The organism is Desulfovibrio sp. JY, from assembly GCA_021730285.1.
In the GTDB taxonomy this organism is placed as follows: domain Bacteria; phylum Desulfobacterota; class Desulfovibrionia; order Desulfovibrionales; family Desulfovibrionaceae; genus Solidesulfovibrio.
On record CP082962.1, the window covers coordinates 1,234,215 to 1,253,078 of the forward strand.

Consider the following 18,864-nt stretch of genomic DNA (forward strand, 5'->3'; position numbering starts at 1 on the left):
CGCCAAACTCTTCGGGAGCGAGGCGGACATGCAACGACGAATCCCAGCTGTCGTCATGCGCGGCGGCACCAGCAAGGGCGTTTTCTTCCATGAAACCCATCTGCCCCGGGACCAGGGCCTTCGGGACCGGCTGATCAATCGCATATTCGGAAGCCCCGACCCCAACCAGATCGACGGTCTCGGCGGAGCGGCTTCCGTCACCTCCAAAACGGCCATCATCGCTCCCGCCTCGGACCCGCGCTACGACGTGGCCTACACCTTTGGCCAAGTCTCCATCGACCGCCCCCTCGTCGACTACAAAGCCAACTGCGGCAATATCTCCGCCGCCGTCGGTCCGTTCGCCGTGGACGAGGGCCTCGTGCCCGCCATCGAGCCGGTGACCAAGGTGCGCATCCACCAAAAGAACACGGACAAGCTCATCATCGCCGAGGTTCCGGTCAAAAACGGCCGATTCGCCTGCGAAGGATCCTACGCCATCTCCGGCGTCCCCGGGACCGGGTCCAGGATCGTCCTGCATTTCCATGACCCGGGCGGCGCAGTCACCGGCCGCCTGCTGCCCACCGGCAACCCTCGCGACGTCCTTGCAGTGCCGGGACTGGGCGAGATCGAAATCAGCGTGGTGGACGCGGCCAACCCCGTCGTCTTCGTCCGAGCGGAGAGGCTCGGCCTGAACCCGGGGGACGCCCGGTCGCTGCGAGAGCCTTCCGTCCGGGCCATGCTTGAAGCTGTCCGGGCCCGGGCGGCGGTGCTGCTTGGCCTCGCGGCATCACCCGAGGAGGCCTCCCAACGCGTCCAGACCGTGCCCAAGATCGCCGTCGTCGCGCCCCCCGTGGACTCTCTGACATTGTCGGGAAACGCCCTGCCCCGGGACCGGATCGACCTCACGGCCCGGATCATGACCATGGGCGCCCTGCACAATGCCTACGCCGTAAGCGGTGCCATCTGCACGGCCGGAGCGGCCCGCATCGAAGGGACGGTGGTGCACGAATCGGTTGCGGCTGAAACGATAGGGCCGTTGCGCATCGGCCATCCGAGCGGAGTGTTCGAGGTCGAGGCAACAGTTGTGAAGAAAGACGGCCAGGACCATTACGTCAAGGCCACGGTGGGGCGCACCGCCCGGCGGCTCATGCACGGGTACGCCGAAGTGCCGGGATCCCTATGGCCGAACGGATGAAACAAGAGGGGAAACGTATGGCTGAACACGAGTCCAAAAAACTGCTTATCGACCGAATGCGCTGCAAGGGCTGTGGGATCTGCGTCCAACTCTGCCCGAAAAAAGTCCTGGTGCTTGATGCCGAGGACAAGGCGACGCTGATGGATTTCGAGCACTGCATCGCCTGCGGCATGTGCGAATTATACTGCCCTGATCTTGCCATTGAACTCGTGGCGCAGAGGCAGGACGACCAGGCAGAAGAGGCCGTAGAGTAAACGCATTGCCCTTATCCGACCGATTACGCCCAGAGTACTGGAGAATGATATGAGCTCGAACGTCAGATTCGTCCAAGGCAACGAGGCCTGCGTGGAAGGCGCCTTGTACGCCGGATTGGACTTCTTTGCCGGCTACCCTATCACCCCGTCCACGGAAATAGCCGAACTGCTTGCGGGAAAACTCCCCAAGCGTGGCGGGAAATTCATCCAGATGGAGGATGAGATCGCCTCGCTATGCGCCATCATCGCCGCTTCCCAGGCCGGGAAAAAAGGCATGACCGCGACCTCCGGGCCGGGCTTTTCCCTCATGCAGGAGGCCCTGGGCTACGCCGTGATGGCCGAGATACCCTGCGTGATCACCAGCGTGATGCGCGGCGGCCCCTCGACCGGGGTGCCCACCCACGTCAGCCAGAGCGACGTAAACCAGGCCCGTTGGGGGACCCACGGCGATCACTCGATCATTTGCCTGACCGCCTCCAACCACCAGGACGTGTTCGCCATGACCGTGGAGGCGTTTAACATGTCCGAGACCTACCGCACGCCGGTCATTTTGCTGTTCGACGAAATCGTGGGGCACATGCGGGAGAAGCTCCGCCTGCCCGAGCCCGGGGAAGTCCCCCTGGTCGAACGCCTGCGCACCTCGGTCAAGGAAGGCGTCAACTACCATCCCTACCTGCCCCGGGAGGACGGCCGCCTGCCCATGTCCGACTTCGGCGGCGTCCATCGCTACAACGTCACCGGCCTTTTCCACGACATGTGGGGATTTCCCACCGACAACCCCAAGATCGTTCGCGAACTCACCCGGCACCTGACGGACAAGATCGAGACCAACGCCGAAGCCATCTGCCGCTACAAGTCGTTTTTCCTGGAGGACGCCAAACACGTCTTCATCTCCTACGGCTCCGCGGCCCGCACGGTGCGCCAGGTGGTGGAGGAACGCCGCCTGATGGGCGAGAAGTACGGCATGCTGGAACTCCAGACCCTGTGGCCCTTTCCGTATGCCGCCGTCAGGGAGGCCTGCGCCCAGGCGGACTCCATCGTGGTGGTGGAGATGAACCTGGGCCAGGTCGTGGACCAGGTCAAGCTGGCCGTGGACAACAAGGACCGGGTCTTCCTCATCAACCGCTTCGACAGCGTGTTCATCAAGCCCGAGAACATCATAGACCTTATGCGCCTCATTCAGGGCAAAGGGGTTTGAAATGGCCATCAAGGATTATATCCGCGAGCGGTTTCTTCCGCATATCTGGTGTCCCGGCTGCGGCCACGGCATCGTGCTCAACGGCCTGTTGCACGCCGTGGACAGCCTGGGCATGAAAAAAAACGACATGGTCATGGTTTCCGGCATTGGCTGTTCCTCGCGCATCTCCGGCTACGTGGATTTCCACACCTTGCACACGCTGCATGGCCGGGCCCTGGCCTTCGCCACCGGCATCAAGCTGTGCCGGCCGGAACTCAACGTCATCGTGCCCATGGGGGACGGCGACGCCCTGGCCATCGGCGGCAACCACTTCATCCACGCCGCCCGGCGCAACATCAACATCACGGCCCTGGTCATGAACAACCGCATCTACGGCATGACCGGAGGCCAGTATTCCCCGCTCACCGGGCCGGGACGGCTGGCCACCACCGCCCCGCTGGGCACCGTCGACCAGATGTTCGACGTGCCCGCCCTGGCCGCCGCCGCCGGCGCCACCTTCGTGGCCCGCACGACCACCTTCCACGTCAAGGAGCTGGCGAAAATCATCGCCAAGGCCATCACCCACAAGGGCTTCTCCGTCGTCGAGATACTAAGCCAGTGCCCCACGTATTACGGCCGCAAGAACAAGGAAGGCGACGCGGTGGCCATGATGCTGCGGTACAAGGAGGCCACCACGCCCGTCGGCTCGAAAGCCAAGCAGGAAAACCCGCAGCTTCTCGAGCGCGGCGTGTTCGTGGACAGGCAGGCGCCCGAGTACTGCGAGGAGTACGACAAGACCATCCAGCGGGCCCAGGCCAGGGCGTAACCATCCGGCAACCCGGTTGCCAGCAAGGATATCCCATGGAAACAAAACGATTGGTCTTTTCCGGTTCCGGCGGCCAGGGAGTCATCACGGCCGCCATCATTCTGGCCGAAGCGGCCGCCCTGTTCGAGGGGCTCGAGGCGGTGCAGTCCCAAAGCTACGGCCCCGAAGCCCGGGGCGGCGCGACCAGGACGGACGTGATCATTGCCAACCGTCCCGTGTTCTACCCCAAAGTCAGTACACCGGGCATCCTGGTGTGCCTGACGCAGGAGGCATACAACAAATACGGCTGCACCCTGCGCCCCGGGGGAATGCTGCTCACCGACAGCCGTTACGTCACCGTCCGGGTCAGCGAGGACGCCCGGCACGCGTCGTTGCCCATGTACAAGACCGTTGTGGAGAAACTGGCCCAACCCGTGGTGTTCAACATCTGCATGCTTGGAACGCTTCTGGGGCTGACGCACCTCGTCAAGCCCGAAGCGATCATGAAATCCCTGGAAACCAGACTGCCGCAGCGCCTGCTGGACGTGAACCGGCAGGCCCTGGAGATCGGCCTGGAGCTCGGTGAAAGCGTGACCCTCTGAGCGCGCCGGCCCGGCGGCGACGCGTCGCCGGGCCGTTTTTCCTGGCATCGCCGGGCTGTTCCGCCAACGCCGATCGCATGAGGCAACCCGCAACCAAGGAGCTTCCCATGAACGCGAAAAGCGTCTGCGAAAGCGGCATGATCATGCCCGTGCGCATGATGCCCCAGGACGCCAACCCGGCCGGATTCGTCCATGCCGGGGTGGTGCTGCGCAATATCGACCTGATCGGCGCCATCGTGGCCATGCGGCATGCCAGAAGCTCGGTCGTGACGGTGTCCATCGACAGGATGGACTTCCTGGCCACGGGCAGGGTCGGCGAGGTCATGTATTTCAAGGGCTATATCAATTATGTGGGCAACACTTCCATGGAAGTGGGGGTGCGCGTGGAAGCCGAAGATCTGCGTACCGGCCAACCCCGGCACGCGGCCTCGGCCTACCTGACCCTCGTGGCCGTGAACGCCGATCGCAAGCCGACTCCCGTGCCGCCCCTGCGCCTTGAAACCCCGGACGAGTATCGTCGCAACGACGAGGCCCGCCAGCGTCGCGAAATGCGCAAAGCCGAGCGGCGGTCGGAGCATGAAGGCCAACACCTGTCCCGCGAGGACGAATTGGCCCAGTCGGGGCGGGAAGCGTGCGAAGAGGGCCAAAAAGACGTGATCATGCCCGTGCGCATGATGCCGCAAGACGCCAACCCGGCCGGAAATGTCCATGGCGGCGTGATCCTGCGGCACATCGACATGGCGGGAGCCATCGCGGCCATGCGCCATTGCCGGAACACGGTCGTGACGTCCTCCATCGAGCGCATGGAATTTCTGGGCACCGGCAGAGTGGGCGAGGTGATGTCCTTCAAGGCCAGCGTCAACATGGCCGTCGAATCCAGCATGGAAGTCGGCGTCCGGGTGGAGTCCGAAAACCTCTTTACCGGCGAGATACGCCATACCGCATCCGCCTACCTCACTTTCCACGCCTTGGATGACGACCGCCAGTCATTGTCGGCGCCCCCCCTGTTCCCCCAAACGCCGTTGGAGCATCGCCGGCACGCCGAGGCTCGACAGCGTCGGGAACTCCGGCACCTCGAACGCCAGCGCGAGCGGGCCGCCCAGGTCCGATCCTGAAGAAAACGTGCAGGCAACCGGGCTGCCCGCCCGGGTTGTCGCAGCCCCTGTCGCGACGGCCGTCCCGCGTTTCATGTTTCAGGATGTTGCGTTGATGAAACGACGCTGCAACACACCGCGCGAAACGCCCGCCGCGTCGGGCGGCAAATCGAATTGGGCGAAATATCCGAAAAGGAGGAACGCATGATCACCGTCGAGACGGCATCGTACCTTGTCGATGGCAAGCTCATTTCCGAAGCCGAGGGCAAGGCCCTGGGCCTGCCCGCTCCCGAGGAAGCCAAGGCCGGGACCATGGCCCGCCGCATCCTCTTGGCCCACAACCATCGCGACGACACGCAGCGGCTCGCGCTCGTCTTCGACGCCCTCGCCTCCCACGACATCACCTACGTCGGCATCATCCAGACGGCCCGGGCCAGCGGGCTTGAGGAATTCCCGGTGCCCTACGCGATGACCAACTGCCACAACACCCTGTGCGCCGTGGGCGGCACCATAAACGAGGACGACCACGCCTTCGGCCTCTCCGCCGCCAAGAAATACGGCGGCATCTTCATTCCGGGGCATCTGGCCGTCATCCACCAGTACGTGCGGGAAATGCTCGCCGGCTGCGGCTCCATGATCCTCGGTTCGGACAGCCATACCCGCTACGGCGCCTTGGGCTGCATGGGCATAGGCGAAGGCGGTGGGGAGCTGGCCAAGCAGCTTCTTTGCCGCACCTACGAGTTGCGGATGCCCGAAGTGGTGGCCGTGCGCCTGGAAGGCAAACCCCGCCCGGGCGTGGGGCCGCATGACGTGGCCCTGGCCCTGATCCGGGAGGTCTTCAAGGATGGCTTGGTCAAAAACAAGGTCCTCGAATTCGTCGGTCCGGGGGTGGAAAGCCTGAGTGTGGAGTACCGCATCGGCATCGACGTGATGACCACGGAAACGACCTGCCTGTCCTCGATCTGGCAGACGGACGACAAGGTGCGGGAGTTTCTGGCCATTCATGGCCGCGAGGCGGACTACAAGCCCCTGGCGCCTGCCGGGACGCCGTATTACGACATGGCGATACGGATCGACCTTTCCCGCATCGAACCCATGATCGCCTTGCCGTTCCATCCGAGCAACGCCCATACCATCGCCAGCTTCCATGAAAACGCGCAGGACCTGCTTGCCGAGGTGGAAAAGACGGCGGCCAAGATTCTGGGCAAGGGGAAGTCTCCGGTTCGCCTGCGCGACAAGCTCCGCAACGGCCGTCTGTGGGTGGACCAGGCCGTGGTCGCGGGGTGCGCGGGCGGCATGTTCGAAAACCTGGCCCGGATGGCGACGATCCTCAAGGGCCAGGCCACCGGCCAGGACGATTTCTGGCTTTCCCTGTACCCGGCCAGCCAGCCCCAGCATCTGGAACTGATCCGAAACGGCATGGCCGCCACGCTCATGGAGGCCGGGGCGATCATCCGGTCGGCCTTTTGCGGCCCATGTTTCGGCGTGGGGGATGTCCCGGCCCACACCTGCCTCTCCATCCGCCACACCACCCGCAATTTCGCCAACCGCGAAGGCTCGAGGCCGGCCGACGGACAGATCGCCTACGTGGCCCTCATGGATGCCCGTTCCATCGCCGCCACGGCCCGCAACAAGGGCAGATTGACCGCGGCCACCGAACTCGACGACGTGCCCGAGGAATCCCCGGTCGCCTACGCCTTTGACCAGGGCATCTACAAGCAGCGCGTCTACAACGGCTTTGGCAGGCCCGAACCGGAAACCCGCCTGTTTTACGGCCCCAACATCACGGACTGGCCGACCATGCCGCCCCTGCCCGAAAACCTGCTGCTGACCGTCTGCGCCGCCCTGCGCGACCCGGTCACCACCACCGACGAACTGATTCCCTCGGGCGAAACCTCGTCCTTGCGCTCCAACCCCTTGCGTCTGTCGGAATTCACGCTGAGTCGCCGGGATCCGGAATACGTGCCGCGGGCCAAGGCCGTGCGCGAGCTTGAGGAGAAGCGCTGCCAGGCCCTGGCGGCGGCCAGGCCCGACCCGGAGGTGGAGCGGGTGCTGGCCAAGGCCGGCCCCGGCGGCCGCATGGACACGACAGGCCTTGGCAGCCTGCTTTTCGCCGTCAAACCGGGGGACGGCTCCGCCCGGGAGCAGGCGGCGTCCTCCCAAAAGGTGTTGGGGGGCTGGGCCAATATCGCCGGCGGCTATGCGACAAAACGCTACCGCAGCAACATGGTGAACTGGGGCCTGCTTCCATTCGTCGTGGACGATGCCGCGTCCCTGGACATCGAAAATGGCGACCTGGTGCATATTCCGGGGATCAGGCAGGCCCTCGTTTCAGGGCAGGACAGCATCGCCTGCCGGCTCATCCGCGATGACGTCTCGAGGCCGTTGACCCTGCGTTTGCCCGACATGACCGGCGAAGAGCGCCTCACGATTCTTTCCGGCTGCCTGATCAATTCCTATGCCCAGCCTTAAAGGCGGCGAAGAGCCTCCGACCGGGCGGGAGCAACCTTGTTCAACGCGCCTGACGCGCCTTGCTCCCGTCGCGGCTTCCACGAATGTTCGGACGATCGACGGCCTCACGGAATCGCCCCGCAGCGCCGCCCCCGGGCGGCCCTGCGGGGGGAGACGAGCCCCCCTCCCCGGGCCTTGGCTGCGCATGCGGTTTCGTGTCGGGCTACCGGGCATGTGGCGCCTGGGGGAGGGAAGATCCCCCTTGTTCTCTGCTTTCGCGGAGCCTGGCGATGAACGGAGATGCGGCCGCGGATGAAAGGTACTCCCGGGTGACCGCCGGGACCGCTTCGAAGGCGCTCTCGATCGCGCCCAGGGCGATCTGTCTTCGCACCCATGACGCGCTGACGGCCTGGTCGCTCCCCTCAAGGCGCAGACGGGGGATTGCGGCGAGAGCCATGCCGTGCTCGGCCAGCACGCTGCGCATGGCCTCATTGTAGACAGCCGTTGTCGGGCTGAAGGGCTCGTCGCCGACATACCTGCGGCTGACGCCCAAGGCCGGGGCGATCCAGCGGGCAAAGACCGTAGCGTCCAACTCCGCCTGCTTGCGGGCGATCAGGCCGGGATCTTCCGCTTTGAGGAAATACGCGGGAAAAGTGGCGGTGGAGACCATGTAGCGTCCGCCCGGAAGCACGGCCACGTTGTCCAGGTCGGCCAGCCCACAGCGCGCCAGATCGAAGCGCGCGGCGAACGGGAACGCGGAACAGTCCTCCTGCACCACGAACACGTAGGCGGCATGGTTGTCCGAGGCGGCTTCTTCGACCAGGTGCCGATGTCCCTTGGTGAAGGGGTTGGCATTCATGACGATGGCCGCAACCGGCTCCGCGCCGCATGTGGGTATGGCACGCGAGGCGAGTTCGCGCTGAAAATCCCTGATGGTACGGTAGCCGAATTCCAGAAGCGTGATGAGCGGCTCGGCCGTGGCGATTTCGGCGTAGCCTAGGGACTCGAAGATGCGCCTGTTTCCCGGCCGGGTGAAAACGAACGCGGTGGCCTTGCCCGAGGCAAAAACGATTTCCTGCAAATGGGCCACCAACCGGGAGACACTTTCCGTGTTGCGACATTGCGGCGACGCGGCAACGTACATGAGCACATCGCCCGACAGCGAGGCCGTGGCGCAGATACGGCCGTCATGAGTCTCCACGACCATGGTGCGGTCGCCCCTGGCGGGGTCGTAGTCGAAGCCCTGGGCGGCCAGGAATGCGCGCACCCTGGCGACGTCCCAGTCCCAGGAGAGATCCACGGTGGCCATTTTGAAGAGATAATCCTCAAAGACCACGGCCGAAAGCCTCCCTGGCCAGGTGGACGAAAAGCGTAATGGTCAGCAGGTCGCCCGATCCCCCGGGGGAAAGGCTCCTTCCCGTGACGTAGGCGAACAGTTCCTTCAAGGCTGCCCGACGCTGCACAGCGTCCCGGGAGTCCCTGACGGCCGCGGCCCTGGCCTGCATGCCCAAAAGCGCCTCCGCCCCGCCCCGGTGGAGCACATTGGTGTCCGGGCTTACCGCCATGAGGGCGTAAAGCGCCGCGTCCAACGCGGCGCGCAGCCTCTCTCGGCCGCAGGAGGCGAGGGGGCGGCCCGAAAGGACGGATTCCAACGCTGGCAGGCCCGTCTCGAACACCATGGGGAACCCCGCTTCGGCCTCGGCCCGCGCTCCCCCGCCGAATCTGCCGCGCCATTTCCGGTAAACGGCCTCCCCATGCGTTTCGCCAGCCCGGACAGCGGGTTCCGGCAAAGCTGCCTTGCCGAGCTCCCGCGCCACCATGCCCCGGCACAGGCCCCTTAAGACGTCGCGGAACCGCTCTTGTTCGAATACGCCGTCCCGCCGCAAGACCGCTCCCGCCGCAAAAAGAGCCAGGCTCATGAGGAAGATGAGCCCCTTGTGGGTGTTCACGCCGCCGGTGGCCTCGAACATCGCCTTTTCCATGTCCAGCCCGATCAGACGCAAACGGGGGAGCATGGTTCCAAGATCGCCGCCTTCGTCTTGGAAGTCGTATCCGGCCGCGGCCAGGGCGTAATGGAAGCCGGCCAGGGCGGCCGAGGAATCCAGGAAGGAAAAGTAATCCATGTCCCGGTGGCAGCTTTCCTCGGAACGGTCCACCAACCCGGGCTTGGGGGTGTGGGAGACCTCGTAAAGCATGGCGCGCAGCGCGCCTTGCGCGAGAGCGCGGCAGACGGTTTCGCGCCATTGCGCGTCCAGATAGGCGCGCGCCCGCCGCCAAAGCACATCGCGCAATGCGGCCGGAGGGTGGCGCCGCTCGCGCATGCACAGCACCGCCGGACGATCCGGGCACAACAGGCAGGGCTTGCTCTTTCCGGAAACGACCGGCGCGCCGGTCTGATCGGCGACATCCACGTCGAGGAGGCGTCCGAGGGGATGCTCGCCTTCGAAGCGTTCCGCGACCTGTTTGACCTCCCCTGGATCGGCTGTTTCTTCCGTCAGCGCGCACAGGAAGAAGTCGCCAGTCGCGTCCGTCCGGACGAGGACGCTCCTCTTGTCGACCTGCATCCGGTGGGCGGCCAGATACCGCGTGAGTTCATCCACGACCTTGTCGAAGGCCGCGCGCATGAGCAGATCACTTTTGGGCCATCCCGGCACATTGAAGGAGAGACTGACCAGCACCCTGCGGCCCGAAGCGAAGGAGCGTCTCAGGGCCGCCCTTCCCTCGCGCGCGGCGAGCACCTGGGTCAACGGGTCACCGGAAAGGGTGTTGCCATCGCGTCCGCTCATGGGGCCTCCCGGGATGGCCCCGGCCAAAGACACCACGTGGCCGGCCAGGGCATTCCCGCGGACGGGGCGCGCCGCGAGGGGCCGGCTTGGTCCGTCCGTCGGCGAGGAAGGGAGCCGTCGCGGGGCAGCACGCCGGCCTTAGGCCACAACCTGGCGGATGATGTCGATGATGGTGCCGTCACGGTATTCGACCAGTCCGATGATCCTGTCGCTGCGGTGGATGGGAGCCGGCACGCCGGTGATGGTGTCCACTTCCCGGTGCAGGTCCTGTATGTCGCGCACGGGCAGGCCGGCCTTGGCCAGCCGCAGGCGAAGGTCGGGCTTGGCCGGATTGACGCACACGCCCCGTTCGGTGACGACGACGTCCACGCTTTCCCCCGGAGTGACCACATTGTGGGCCGCCTTTTTAATGATGGGGTTGCGCCCCCTGAAGGACGGACAGACCACCACGGTCAGGTTGGCGCCGCTGGCCGTGTCGCAATGACCGCCGGAAGCGCCCCGGATGTAGCCTTCGGACCCGGTGATGACGTTGACGTTGAAGTCCTCTTCCACCTCCAGGGCGCCCAGGACCACGACATCGAGCTTATTGGTCATGGAGCCGCAGTTGAGCGGGTTGGCATAATAGTCGCAACTGATTTCCACATGACGCGGGTTGTCGCGCAAGGAGGCACTGACCGCCGCGCGAAGGACTGCACGTCGAAGATGGTCTCGAAGAGCCCCTCGTTGAGCATGTCCACGATGTAGGAGGTGACGCCGCCCAGGGCGAAGCCGCCTTTTATGTCGCGTTTCTTCATGATTTCGCGCAGGAACTTGGCGACGGCCAGGGACGCGCCGCCCGCGCCCACCTGAAAGGAGAATCCCTGCCGCATGACCCCCGAATGCTCGATGACCTTGGAAGCCATCTCGGCGATAAAGAGGTCCATGGGCGACTTGGTGATCCTGGTGGTATCCGAAGCGATCTTGGAGGGGTCGCCGATGGAATCGATCTTGACCACATAATCCACGCAGGTCTGTTTGATGGACATGGGCAGGCAGGGGAAGGGGACGAGGTTGTCCGTGACCACGATGACGTTGCGCGCGAATTCCGCATCCACCATGGCGTAGCCGATGGAGCCGAAGGCCGAGGGGCCGTGGCAGCCGGTGGCGTTCCCTTCGTTGTCCGCGGCCGAGGCGGCGATGATGGCCAGGTCGATGGCGATCCGGCCCGTCTTGATGGCCCGGACCCGCCCGCCGTGGGAGTGGATCATGACCGGGTGCTCCAGGGCTCCCTGGGTGATGGCCTCGCCGAGCTTCTCCCGGATGCCAGAGGTCCAGATGCGGGTGATGGTGCCGTCCTGGATGTAGGGCAACAGGGCGTCATGGGCGGGCGTCAGCGAGCTGGAGGCCAGGGTGATGTCGCGGATGCCCATGCCGCGCAGGAGCCCGATAGCCGCGATCACGGCGCTGTCGCCGGAACGAAGGTGGTGGTGGAAGGAGATGGTCATGCCGTCATGGGGGTCGCACTTGGCTATGGCCTCGGCCAGAGTGGGCACGAGTTTGTCCGCATGGGGCAGGATGGCCTTTGCGGGCCTGGCGACTTGGACCTCGTTTATCCGGCCCTTGCCGAGCTTGGCCCAGGCGCCCCGGAACGGCTCCAGTTCGCCGACGCCTTCCACGCAATTTGGCACGTCTACGCCGATGGCATTCTTCATGGCCTTGTGTTCCTTCCTCTACTCGTCGATGGCGATGCCGGCGAGGTCCAGCACGTATTGCGCGCGGGCCACCACCGGAGCGTCCACCATTTTCCCGTCCACGGCGAAAACGCCGATCCCGAGCTTCTGGTTGCGGAGGAATTCCCGGACGATCCGTTCCGCCTTGCGGACCTCCTTTTCCGTCGGGGTGAAGACCTCGTGTATGATCCTGATCTGCCGCGGGTGAATCGCCGCCTTGCCGGTAAAGCCCAGCTTCTTGATATATTCGGTTTCGGCCCGGCATCCTTCCTCGTCCTCGACATCGCTGTAGACGGTATCCAGGCAGTCGATGCGGGCGGCCTTGGCCGCCATGACCAGGCGGCGGCGGGCATAGTCGATCTCGGTGCCGTCCTTGCTTTTTATCACCTGCATGTCGGCGGTCAGGTCTTGCCCGCCGATGGAGATGGCGTCCACGCGCGGGTGGGCGCTGGCGATGGCGAAGGCGTTCTCCACGCCCAGGGCCGTTTCCACCATGGGATGGATTTTCAACCTGTCGTGGGGAAGGTTGTACTTGTTTTCGATGCGTTCCACTTCGGCGATGACGCGCATGATATCCGCGGCGGACTCGATTTTCGGGACCCGCAGGGCATTGGGCTGTAGGGGCACCATGGTTTCCAGGTCGACCAGGCCGAAGGGCGTGTCCAGGTGGTTGACGCGCACGGCGATCTCGCTGCCCTTGAATGCGAGGGCGCCAAGCATCTCGCGCACCAGGATGCGAGCGGCGTCCTTTTGCTTGAGCGCCACCGCGTCCTCCAGGTCGAACAGCAAGCCGTCGGAACAATAGACGCAGGCGACCTGGAGCATGGCCGGATTGTTGCCAGGGACGTAAAGCGTGGAACGCCGGCGCATCCTGTGGCTATTCGGCTTCATACGCCGTCCCCTCCTCGATGCCGACAGCCCGGCGAATGGCGGTCTCAACCCGAGCCGATATGGTCGGGGCCAAGGCACCCTTGTCCCTGACGGTCATGATCACGTCCGTGATGCCGTATTGGTCGAGCAGCCGGCCGATTTCGGTCCGTATGCTCTCGCCGAACTGCAAGATGACCACCGATTCGAGATCGATCCGACGCCCGCCGCCTTTCTCCGCTGGTTGGACGAGGACCAGCAGATCACTTGATTCGAGTGTGCCGGCCGATGCGCGACGTGTTGGATTCATGGTGTTGTCCTCGTGAGCTTTTCGGGAAATGTTCCCGATTTCGTGGGACGAAGCAGCCCGGTGAGCCGTGCGCGTGTCCTCTTGAACATCTTCGCCCATACGCGGCGCCCCCCCGGTCGAAAGGAGGCCATGGACGTGGGCAGGCGGCCGAGGCCTTGGCTGCGGCGTCGTCTACCGACATGGTCTGGGAAGATCCGTGGAAGCCGTGGGCGGGTTTCCGGCGATGAGACATATGCGCATACCCGAGCGGAGTGGAAACGAGGTTGGTTTGTAACCCGGTTGGCCATGAAAGGATGCTTGCAGTGACGATCCCGGGCCAACCGCCGGCGCTATGCCTAGCCTGTCAACGGTTGCAACGTTTTCATGTTTCAAGGTGCGACGCGTGTTAAAAGCAACAGGCGTGCCAAGCGCAATTCGTGACAAGCTTATTTTATTATATTACTATATTAGCGTAGAATTCCGCAGGCTTTCCCTCGAGCGGGGCAAGGCATCAAGATGTGTTTCAGGATTGTTGCAATTGCCGCATTGTGTTTCACGCGCATCGACGGTCTGAAACATGTCCGCCAGATCAAAGGATCCGGCCCCCTGGAAAAGCAAGCAGGGCAGCCCGGACAAGAAGCCAAGAATCACCGGCATCATCGGATATCGCATGAGGGGGGATGGACAATTCGCCCACTCATGTTGGCCGAAATGTCGTGTTTCTTGTCATTGTGCCACTGGGCGCACTGCTCTACCTTCACGCCATGCGACACGATCCGCAGATATGCGTCCGACTCGACACGCCACGGCGCATAACGATGTTGGCATACAATGGTTCGGAAATATTGGATATAACCGGTCCGCTAGACGTTTTTGCAATCGCCAACAGCATCCATCTGGACGCTGGCGGACAGTTACCGCTGTACCAGTTGGAAATAGCGGGCGAAGCCAAGGACGTCGTGCTGGTGACTTCCTCGGGAATCAGGCTCCTGGCGGACACGTCCTGGGTGGAATGCTCCGGAGCGGATACGCTCCTTGTGGCTGGGGGCCTGGCCCGGCAAGCGCCGGAGGAGCTGGTAAACTGCCTGCGACACGCAGCTCCCTCGTCACGCCGGGTCGGATCGATATGCACCGGCGCCTTCATCCTTGCGCGGGCAGGGCTGCTTGAAGGACGGCGCGCGACAACCCATTGGCTTCTGGCCGAGCAACTTCGAAAGCAGTACCCGCGGATTGATGTCCAGGGCGATGCCCTCCATATCAAGGACGGTTCTGTCTACACCTCGGCGGGTGTCACGGCTGGAATCGACCTGGCGCTGGCATTGCTGGAGGAAGACCAGGGCCGCACGATGGCGTTGAATGTTGCCCGGCTGTTGGTACTGTATCTCAAGCGCCCCGGCGGGCAATCCCAATTCAGCACCGCCCTGCTGACCCAATTCCAGGACGGTGGCGTGCTGGCGCCAACCATTCACTGGATGCGTGAGAATTTTCACCGCGATCTGTGCAATGAAGTCCTCGCCGAACACGCGTCCATGAGCCTTCGCAATTTCGCTCGCGTTTTCAAGCGAGAGACCGGAACCACTCCGGCCCATTTTCTTGAACGCATCCGTCTTGAAGCAGCGGTCAAACGGCTTGAAGAAACGGGTTTGGCACTGGAAACCATCGCCCGGGAGTGTGGTTTTCAGTCCGCTGAGCACTTTCGTCTCGCCTTTGTGCGTGGCTTCGGGATTTCACCCGCCCAATACCGGGACAGATTCCGCCCCGGCGCCGGGCAATAACACCTTGGAGGCTTGCGTGAAGAAACGTGACATGCGGCGCACCATGCTGCGTCTGGCGATGGCTTTGACTTTGATCGTAACGGTTTTGCCCGTCGCGGCGCAGTCGCGCCCACTCGAATCGGGGCCAAACTTGTACGACTTTCCTCCAAAGCCCGCAGCCAAACAGATTACCGTCGGGGTGCTGCTCTTCCCCGGTTTTGAAATGCTGGATGCCTATGGCCCCATGGAGTTGTGGGGAAGCCTCAAAAATGCGCCAGCAGAAATCTGGGGCGGGCCAGAAAAGAAGGTTTCCGCGCGCCTGGTCACCATCGCCGCGCAGAAAGGAGAAATCCCCTCAAACCAAGGGCCGAAAACTGTTGCGGAATACGATTACGGCAATTCCCCCCAGCTGGACTTCTTGCTGGTCCCTGGCGGCAGCGGGGTAAAGGCCATCCTGGATGACCAAGCGACATTGCACTGGCTGCAAGCCCAGAACGGGAAGACCCAAATCATCATGTCCGTTTGCAATGGCGCTTCGTTGCTGGCTGCTTCGGGACTCCTCGACGGGCGTCCGGCAACGACGAACAAGATGGCGTTCGAGCCCTCCATCAAGCCAGGACCAAAAGTAAAATGGATTAAAAAAGCGCGATGGGTGGACGACGGCACGATAGTCACCTCGTCCGGTGTCTCAGCTGGGATCGATATGACATTGGCCGTCATCTCCCGCCTGTACGGGAATAAGGTCGGTGAATGGCTTGAGCTCGTCACTGAGTATGACCCGCATCGCAACCCCGCGTGGGACCCTTTTGCGAAAAAAGCTGGGCTGGTGAAGTAAACTCGAGCATGGCCGACAACGTCCGGCAGTGCATGATCATCCCTGAGCGCTGCCGGAATATATGCCGGTTCAATTCCCTTGGGGACGCCAAGAAATTCAGCGGGTTACCTGTCCAGGGTAACCCGCTTTTTCTTTGGTCCACACGAAGTCCACATTTACGACTTCAATAGTCTGGTATTTCCTCTCACTCTTGGGAAGCTTTCTGGATGCTGACCACCTTCTTGGGGCCCTCGCTGTCCCATGACCGCTTCCATGGCTTCCTGGGTCCGCTTGAGCCCGAGGCTGAGGTAACGGGTCGTGGTCTGCGGGCTTTTGTGACGCAGTACAGCTTGGGCTACCGCTACGGGCTGGAACGTGGCGTCATTTGCGGGGGCTTCCCTTGCCCTGGATCAACGCTTCGGGGTGGCGTTCGAGGAAATCGGCCAGTTCGCGGATGGACCGGGCGGCGCGCGCGATTTCCGACAAGGCCCGGTTGAGGTCCGTGACGGTGGGCGATTTGGCGTTGACGATCTTCTGGAAATTGCCGAGCGCCCCCCGGGCATCCTTGAGGGTCGCGTCAAAGGAGCCCATGGCGGTGATGGCGGCCGACGCCAGTCCGTCGGCGCGGCGGTCGATATTCTGGGCCAGGCCGCTGTAGGCGTCCAAGGTTATTTCCAACGTGTGCGCCAGCGGGTTCACCTGGCTTTTGACGGCTTCCAGCATGGTTGTGGCACTGGTGAGCGCGGTGTCGATCTTGGCCGGCATCCGCTTGACCTGGGGCGAGTTGACCAGGGCTTCGATACCCGTGACCGCGCCGATAAGTCGGTCGACGAGTTCCTGGAGCGGGAGTTTTTCGAGGGTCTTGGCGAGCTTTTCAAAGGTGGACGGCACGGTGGGAATCTCGACCAGATCGGATTTGCCAACCAGCCGCTTCGGCGTATCGGGCAGGAGGTCCAGGGCGATGGCCAGCTGTCCGGTCACGAAACTTTGCGTGACGAGCTGGGCGCGTAGGCCCTTTCGGATCAACAGCCGCAGCAGGTCGGCGGGCGAGGTGTCGCGTGCCTGCAGGAGTGTTTCAGCCGTCCGTTTGGGCCCCGGGCCGCTCAGTTCGACGCGCCCGCCCAGGATTTCCACCACCACGGGGATGTAGAACTTCAGATGCTCCGGATCGGCCAGGATGCGAATACTCTTGACCGTGCCCAGAGGAACGCCGCGAAAGAGCACCGGTGCGCCGACCTCGAGCCCGCTGACGGAATTGGGGAAGAACATGATGCAGCGGAACTTCTTGGTAAAAAACGAGCCCGACCCCAGGGCCACGATGGCCCCGAGGGCCAGGGCCAGGGCGCCGAGAACGAACAGGCCGAGCAAGGGTTTATTGGCTTTGGCGCTCATGAGGATGCCTCTCTCCAGTACGGCCCGGCAGCATCACGGTTTCGGCCGGCGACGCTGGGAAACGCCGCCGGCCGGTTTCCTGCCGCGCTTACGGCGTGGGTACGATCTCCCCGGGCCGCCACTTGTGAGCGAACCACGGTTCGAGCGGGCCGTAAAGCCGCAGGATCACGTTCCAGCCCTGGCCGGGGATGGTCTGGACCCAGTTTTTCTCCTTGCCCGCCGGAGGATTCGGCCCGAAGTACACGTCCACGGACCCGTCCGCATTGACGGCGAGTCCCTTGGTCTGGCTGCTGACGCTCGGGAATTCCTGGTCGGTCTGGAGCATGGAGCGGGTCTGGTTGCTGTAGACGATGACGGACCAGAAGTCCTTGACCGGGATGTTCGGCGGCAGATGCAGCGCATAGTTTCTGCCGCCGTCGAGGGGGTTGCCCTTGGCGTCGAGCAGGGCCCAGGCGTACTGGGAGCCCCGGCCGACCATCTGCACCTCCATGGCCGGAGTCACGCCCGTGGCCGCGAAGAAGAACATGATGGCCCCGTCGAGGTTGTCGACGCCGGGCTGGCGCTCGAACTTGTAGCCGCCAACGAACGGCACCCGCCAGGCGCTGTTCGCGAAGTAGTAGCCCACCTTCTCACGCATCCTGTAGGCCACCGCCCGGGCCGTGCCGTCGCCAACGGCCGCGGCCTCGGTCAGGATCTTGCGCAGGCGGGCGTCGGGGGCAAACGGCTTGCCCTTCTCGATGCCGATGGACGCGAAATAGCCGAGCGTCACCGGGTCGAGGGACGCGGTCGGCTCCTCCTGCACCACCTGGTTGAGCAGCTCCCAGAAGCGGTAGTCGGCCGGGGCCACGGTGTTGAAATCCTTGTTCGACAGGTCCACGAAATGCATTTCGGGAGCCGGTCCCCTGTGCCCCAGGGGATAGATCCTGGTGAACTTCTTGACGAGGTCCACGCCGGGCTTGGGATCACCGGCGACGAGGAAGCTGCGCCAGGGAATCCAGAGGCTGTAGGTCGGCGCGTGGACCACGTGGTAGCCCTTGGGCACGGCGCCTTTGTAGCCGGGGGGCAGGAGCAGATACTTGCCGCCCTGGCCGTGGTCCGGGCCGGTGATGCCGACATCCCCCACCCATCTGTACCACATGTCGTCGATGAGCCCGAGGACCTTGGGCGGCACTTCGAGCACCAACGGCCCGTCTTTGAGGTCGACCCAGGTCCAGCTGTAGACGGTGTTGTCGTTGGCGGTCAGAAAAATCGAACGCGAATTCACGAGCTGCTCGAAAATGGGCACGGTGGCGTTTTTCGGGCCGAGCGTCGCGATGGCGTTGCGGTTGGCGGCCTGGTTCACGGCCGGCAGCCCCAGCAGATAGGCCTGCACGGCGCGCTGGAAATCCAGGTTGTCGTAGAGCTTGTCGACCGTCGCCGCATCCGGGAAGCCCGAATCGAAACGCAACGTGCCAAGGCGCGTTTCCACGCTCGCCGGCGCGGCCACGCCCGGCGGCATGGGGGTCGTCATTTTATACGCGTGCTGCGGCGCGGCAGGAGGCGGGGCGACAACCGTTCCCTTCGTCCGGGCGCAGGCGGTCAGGGCCAACGCCACGGCCATGAGTGCTATTATTGTGTGTCGCATATGGGTTCCTTGGAGAGGAGATGCGAGATGCGAGATGCGAGAGGGGAAACCCTTTAAAAAGGGTTCTCCCCT

Annotated in this window: 17 protein-coding genes; 9 read left to right on the forward strand and 8 right to left on the reverse strand. The window is 63.7% G+C overall.

From position 1 onward, the window contains the following. Window positions 1-28 precede the first annotated feature (28 nt). The 7 genes from K9F62_05525 to K9F62_05555 all read left to right on the forward strand — a co-directional run bounded on the left by K9F62_05525 (window position 29) and on the right by K9F62_05555 (window position 7,578). Window positions 29-1,174 (forward strand): PrpF protein, encoded by a 1,146-nt coding sequence (locus tag K9F62_05525; protein ID UJX42141.1) that lies wholly within the window; start codon window positions 29-31, stop codon window positions 1,172-1,174. A gap of 17 nt (window positions 1,175-1,191) precedes the next feature. Then, window positions 1,192-1,428 carry a 4Fe-4S binding protein gene (locus tag K9F62_05530; GenBank protein UJX42142.1) on the forward strand — a complete coding sequence of 79 codons (237 nt, stop codon included), beginning with the start codon at window positions 1,192-1,194 and terminating at the stop codon, window positions 1,426-1,428. Window positions 1,429-1,477: 49 nt separating this feature from the next. Further along, window positions 1,478-2,626 carry a 2-oxoacid:acceptor oxidoreductase subunit alpha gene (locus K9F62_05535; protein ID UJX42143.1) on the forward strand — a complete coding sequence of 383 codons (1,149 nt, stop codon included), beginning with the start codon at window positions 1,478-1,480 and terminating at the stop codon, window positions 2,624-2,626. Window position 2,627: 1 nt separating this feature from the next. Further along, a complete protein-coding gene (locus tag K9F62_05540; GenBank protein UJX42144.1) occupies window positions 2,628-3,431 on the forward strand; it encodes a 2-oxoacid:ferredoxin oxidoreductase subunit beta in 804 nt (267 codons plus the stop codon). Window positions 3,432-3,466: 35 nt separating this feature from the next. After that, a complete protein-coding gene (locus K9F62_05545; GenBank protein UJX42145.1) occupies window positions 3,467-4,012 on the forward strand; it encodes a 2-oxoacid:acceptor oxidoreductase family protein in 546 nt (181 codons plus the stop codon). 548 nt (window positions 4,013-4,560) lie between these two features. Further along, window positions 4,561-5,127, forward strand: a complete 567-nt coding sequence (locus K9F62_05550; protein UJX43140.1) for an acyl-CoA thioesterase — start codon at window positions 4,561-4,563, stop codon at window positions 5,125-5,127. A gap of 183 nt (window positions 5,128-5,310) precedes the next feature. Beyond that, window positions 5,311-7,578 carry a hydratase gene (locus tag K9F62_05555; protein UJX42146.1) on the forward strand — a complete coding sequence of 756 codons (2,268 nt, stop codon included), beginning with the start codon at window positions 5,311-5,313 and terminating at the stop codon, window positions 7,576-7,578. 202 nt (window positions 7,579-7,780) lie between these two features. Here the strand turns inward: K9F62_05555 and K9F62_05560 are convergent, their stop codons facing one another. From K9F62_05560 to citD, 6 genes are all read right to left on the reverse strand, one after another. Further along, on the reverse strand, window positions 7,781-8,893 hold the full coding sequence (locus K9F62_05560) for a [citrate (pro-3S)-lyase] ligase (GenBank protein ID UJX42147.1): 1,113 nt from the start codon (window positions 8,891-8,893) through the stop codon (window positions 7,781-7,783). Continuing rightward, complete coding sequence (locus tag K9F62_05565; GenBank protein ID UJX42148.1) at window positions 8,883-10,343, reverse strand: triphosphoribosyl-dephospho-CoA synthase; 1,461 nt, start codon at window positions 10,341-10,343, stop codon at window positions 8,883-8,885. The genes K9F62_05560 and K9F62_05565 overlap by 11 nt, the downstream gene beginning before the upstream one ends. A gap of 138 nt (window positions 10,344-10,481) precedes the next feature. Next, entirely contained in the window at window positions 10,482-10,985 is a 504-nt protein-coding gene (locus K9F62_05570; GenBank protein ID UJX42149.1) for a hypothetical protein, read from the reverse strand. Further along, window positions 10,934-12,034 (reverse strand): hypothetical protein, encoded by a 1,101-nt coding sequence (locus K9F62_05575; protein ID UJX42150.1) that lies wholly within the window; start codon window positions 12,032-12,034, stop codon window positions 10,934-10,936. The genes K9F62_05570 and K9F62_05575 overlap by 52 nt, the downstream gene beginning before the upstream one ends. A gap of 18 nt (window positions 12,035-12,052) precedes the next feature. Then, a complete protein-coding gene (locus tag K9F62_05580; GenBank protein UJX42151.1) occupies window positions 12,053-12,943 on the reverse strand; it encodes an HpcH/HpaI aldolase/citrate lyase family protein in 891 nt (296 codons plus the stop codon). Next, window positions 12,930-13,229 carry a citrate lyase acyl carrier protein gene (gene citD / locus K9F62_05585; protein ID UJX42152.1) on the reverse strand — a complete coding sequence of 100 codons (300 nt, stop codon included), beginning with the start codon at window positions 13,227-13,229 and terminating at the stop codon, window positions 12,930-12,932. The genes K9F62_05580 and citD overlap by 14 nt, the downstream gene beginning before the upstream one ends. 659 nt (window positions 13,230-13,888) lie before the next feature. On the opposite strand from citD, the gene K9F62_05590 reads away from it, so the two are divergent. Together K9F62_05590 and K9F62_05595 are read left to right on the forward strand one after the other, a co-directional pair. Continuing rightward, complete coding sequence (locus tag K9F62_05590) at window positions 13,889-14,983, forward strand: GlxA family transcriptional regulator (GenBank protein ID UJX42153.1); 1,095 nt, start codon at window positions 13,889-13,891, stop codon at window positions 14,981-14,983. Between the two features lie 16 nt (window positions 14,984-14,999). Further along, a complete protein-coding gene (locus tag K9F62_05595) occupies window positions 15,000-15,797 on the forward strand; it encodes a DJ-1/PfpI family protein (GenBank protein ID UJX42154.1) in 798 nt (265 codons plus the stop codon). Between the two features lie 360 nt (window positions 15,798-16,157). Here K9F62_05595 and K9F62_05600 read toward each other — a convergent pair whose 3' ends face one another. Together K9F62_05600 and K9F62_05605 are read right to left on the reverse strand one after the other, a co-directional pair. Continuing rightward, window positions 16,158-17,168 carry an MlaD family protein gene (locus K9F62_05600; GenBank protein ID UJX42155.1) on the reverse strand — a complete coding sequence of 337 codons (1,011 nt, stop codon included), beginning with the start codon at window positions 17,166-17,168 and terminating at the stop codon, window positions 16,158-16,160. 88 nt (window positions 17,169-17,256) lie between these two features. Further along, entirely contained in the window at window positions 17,257-18,792 is a 1,536-nt protein-coding gene (locus K9F62_05605) for a DUF1254 domain-containing protein (protein UJX42156.1), read from the reverse strand. Window positions 18,793-18,864: the final 72 nt, after the last annotated feature.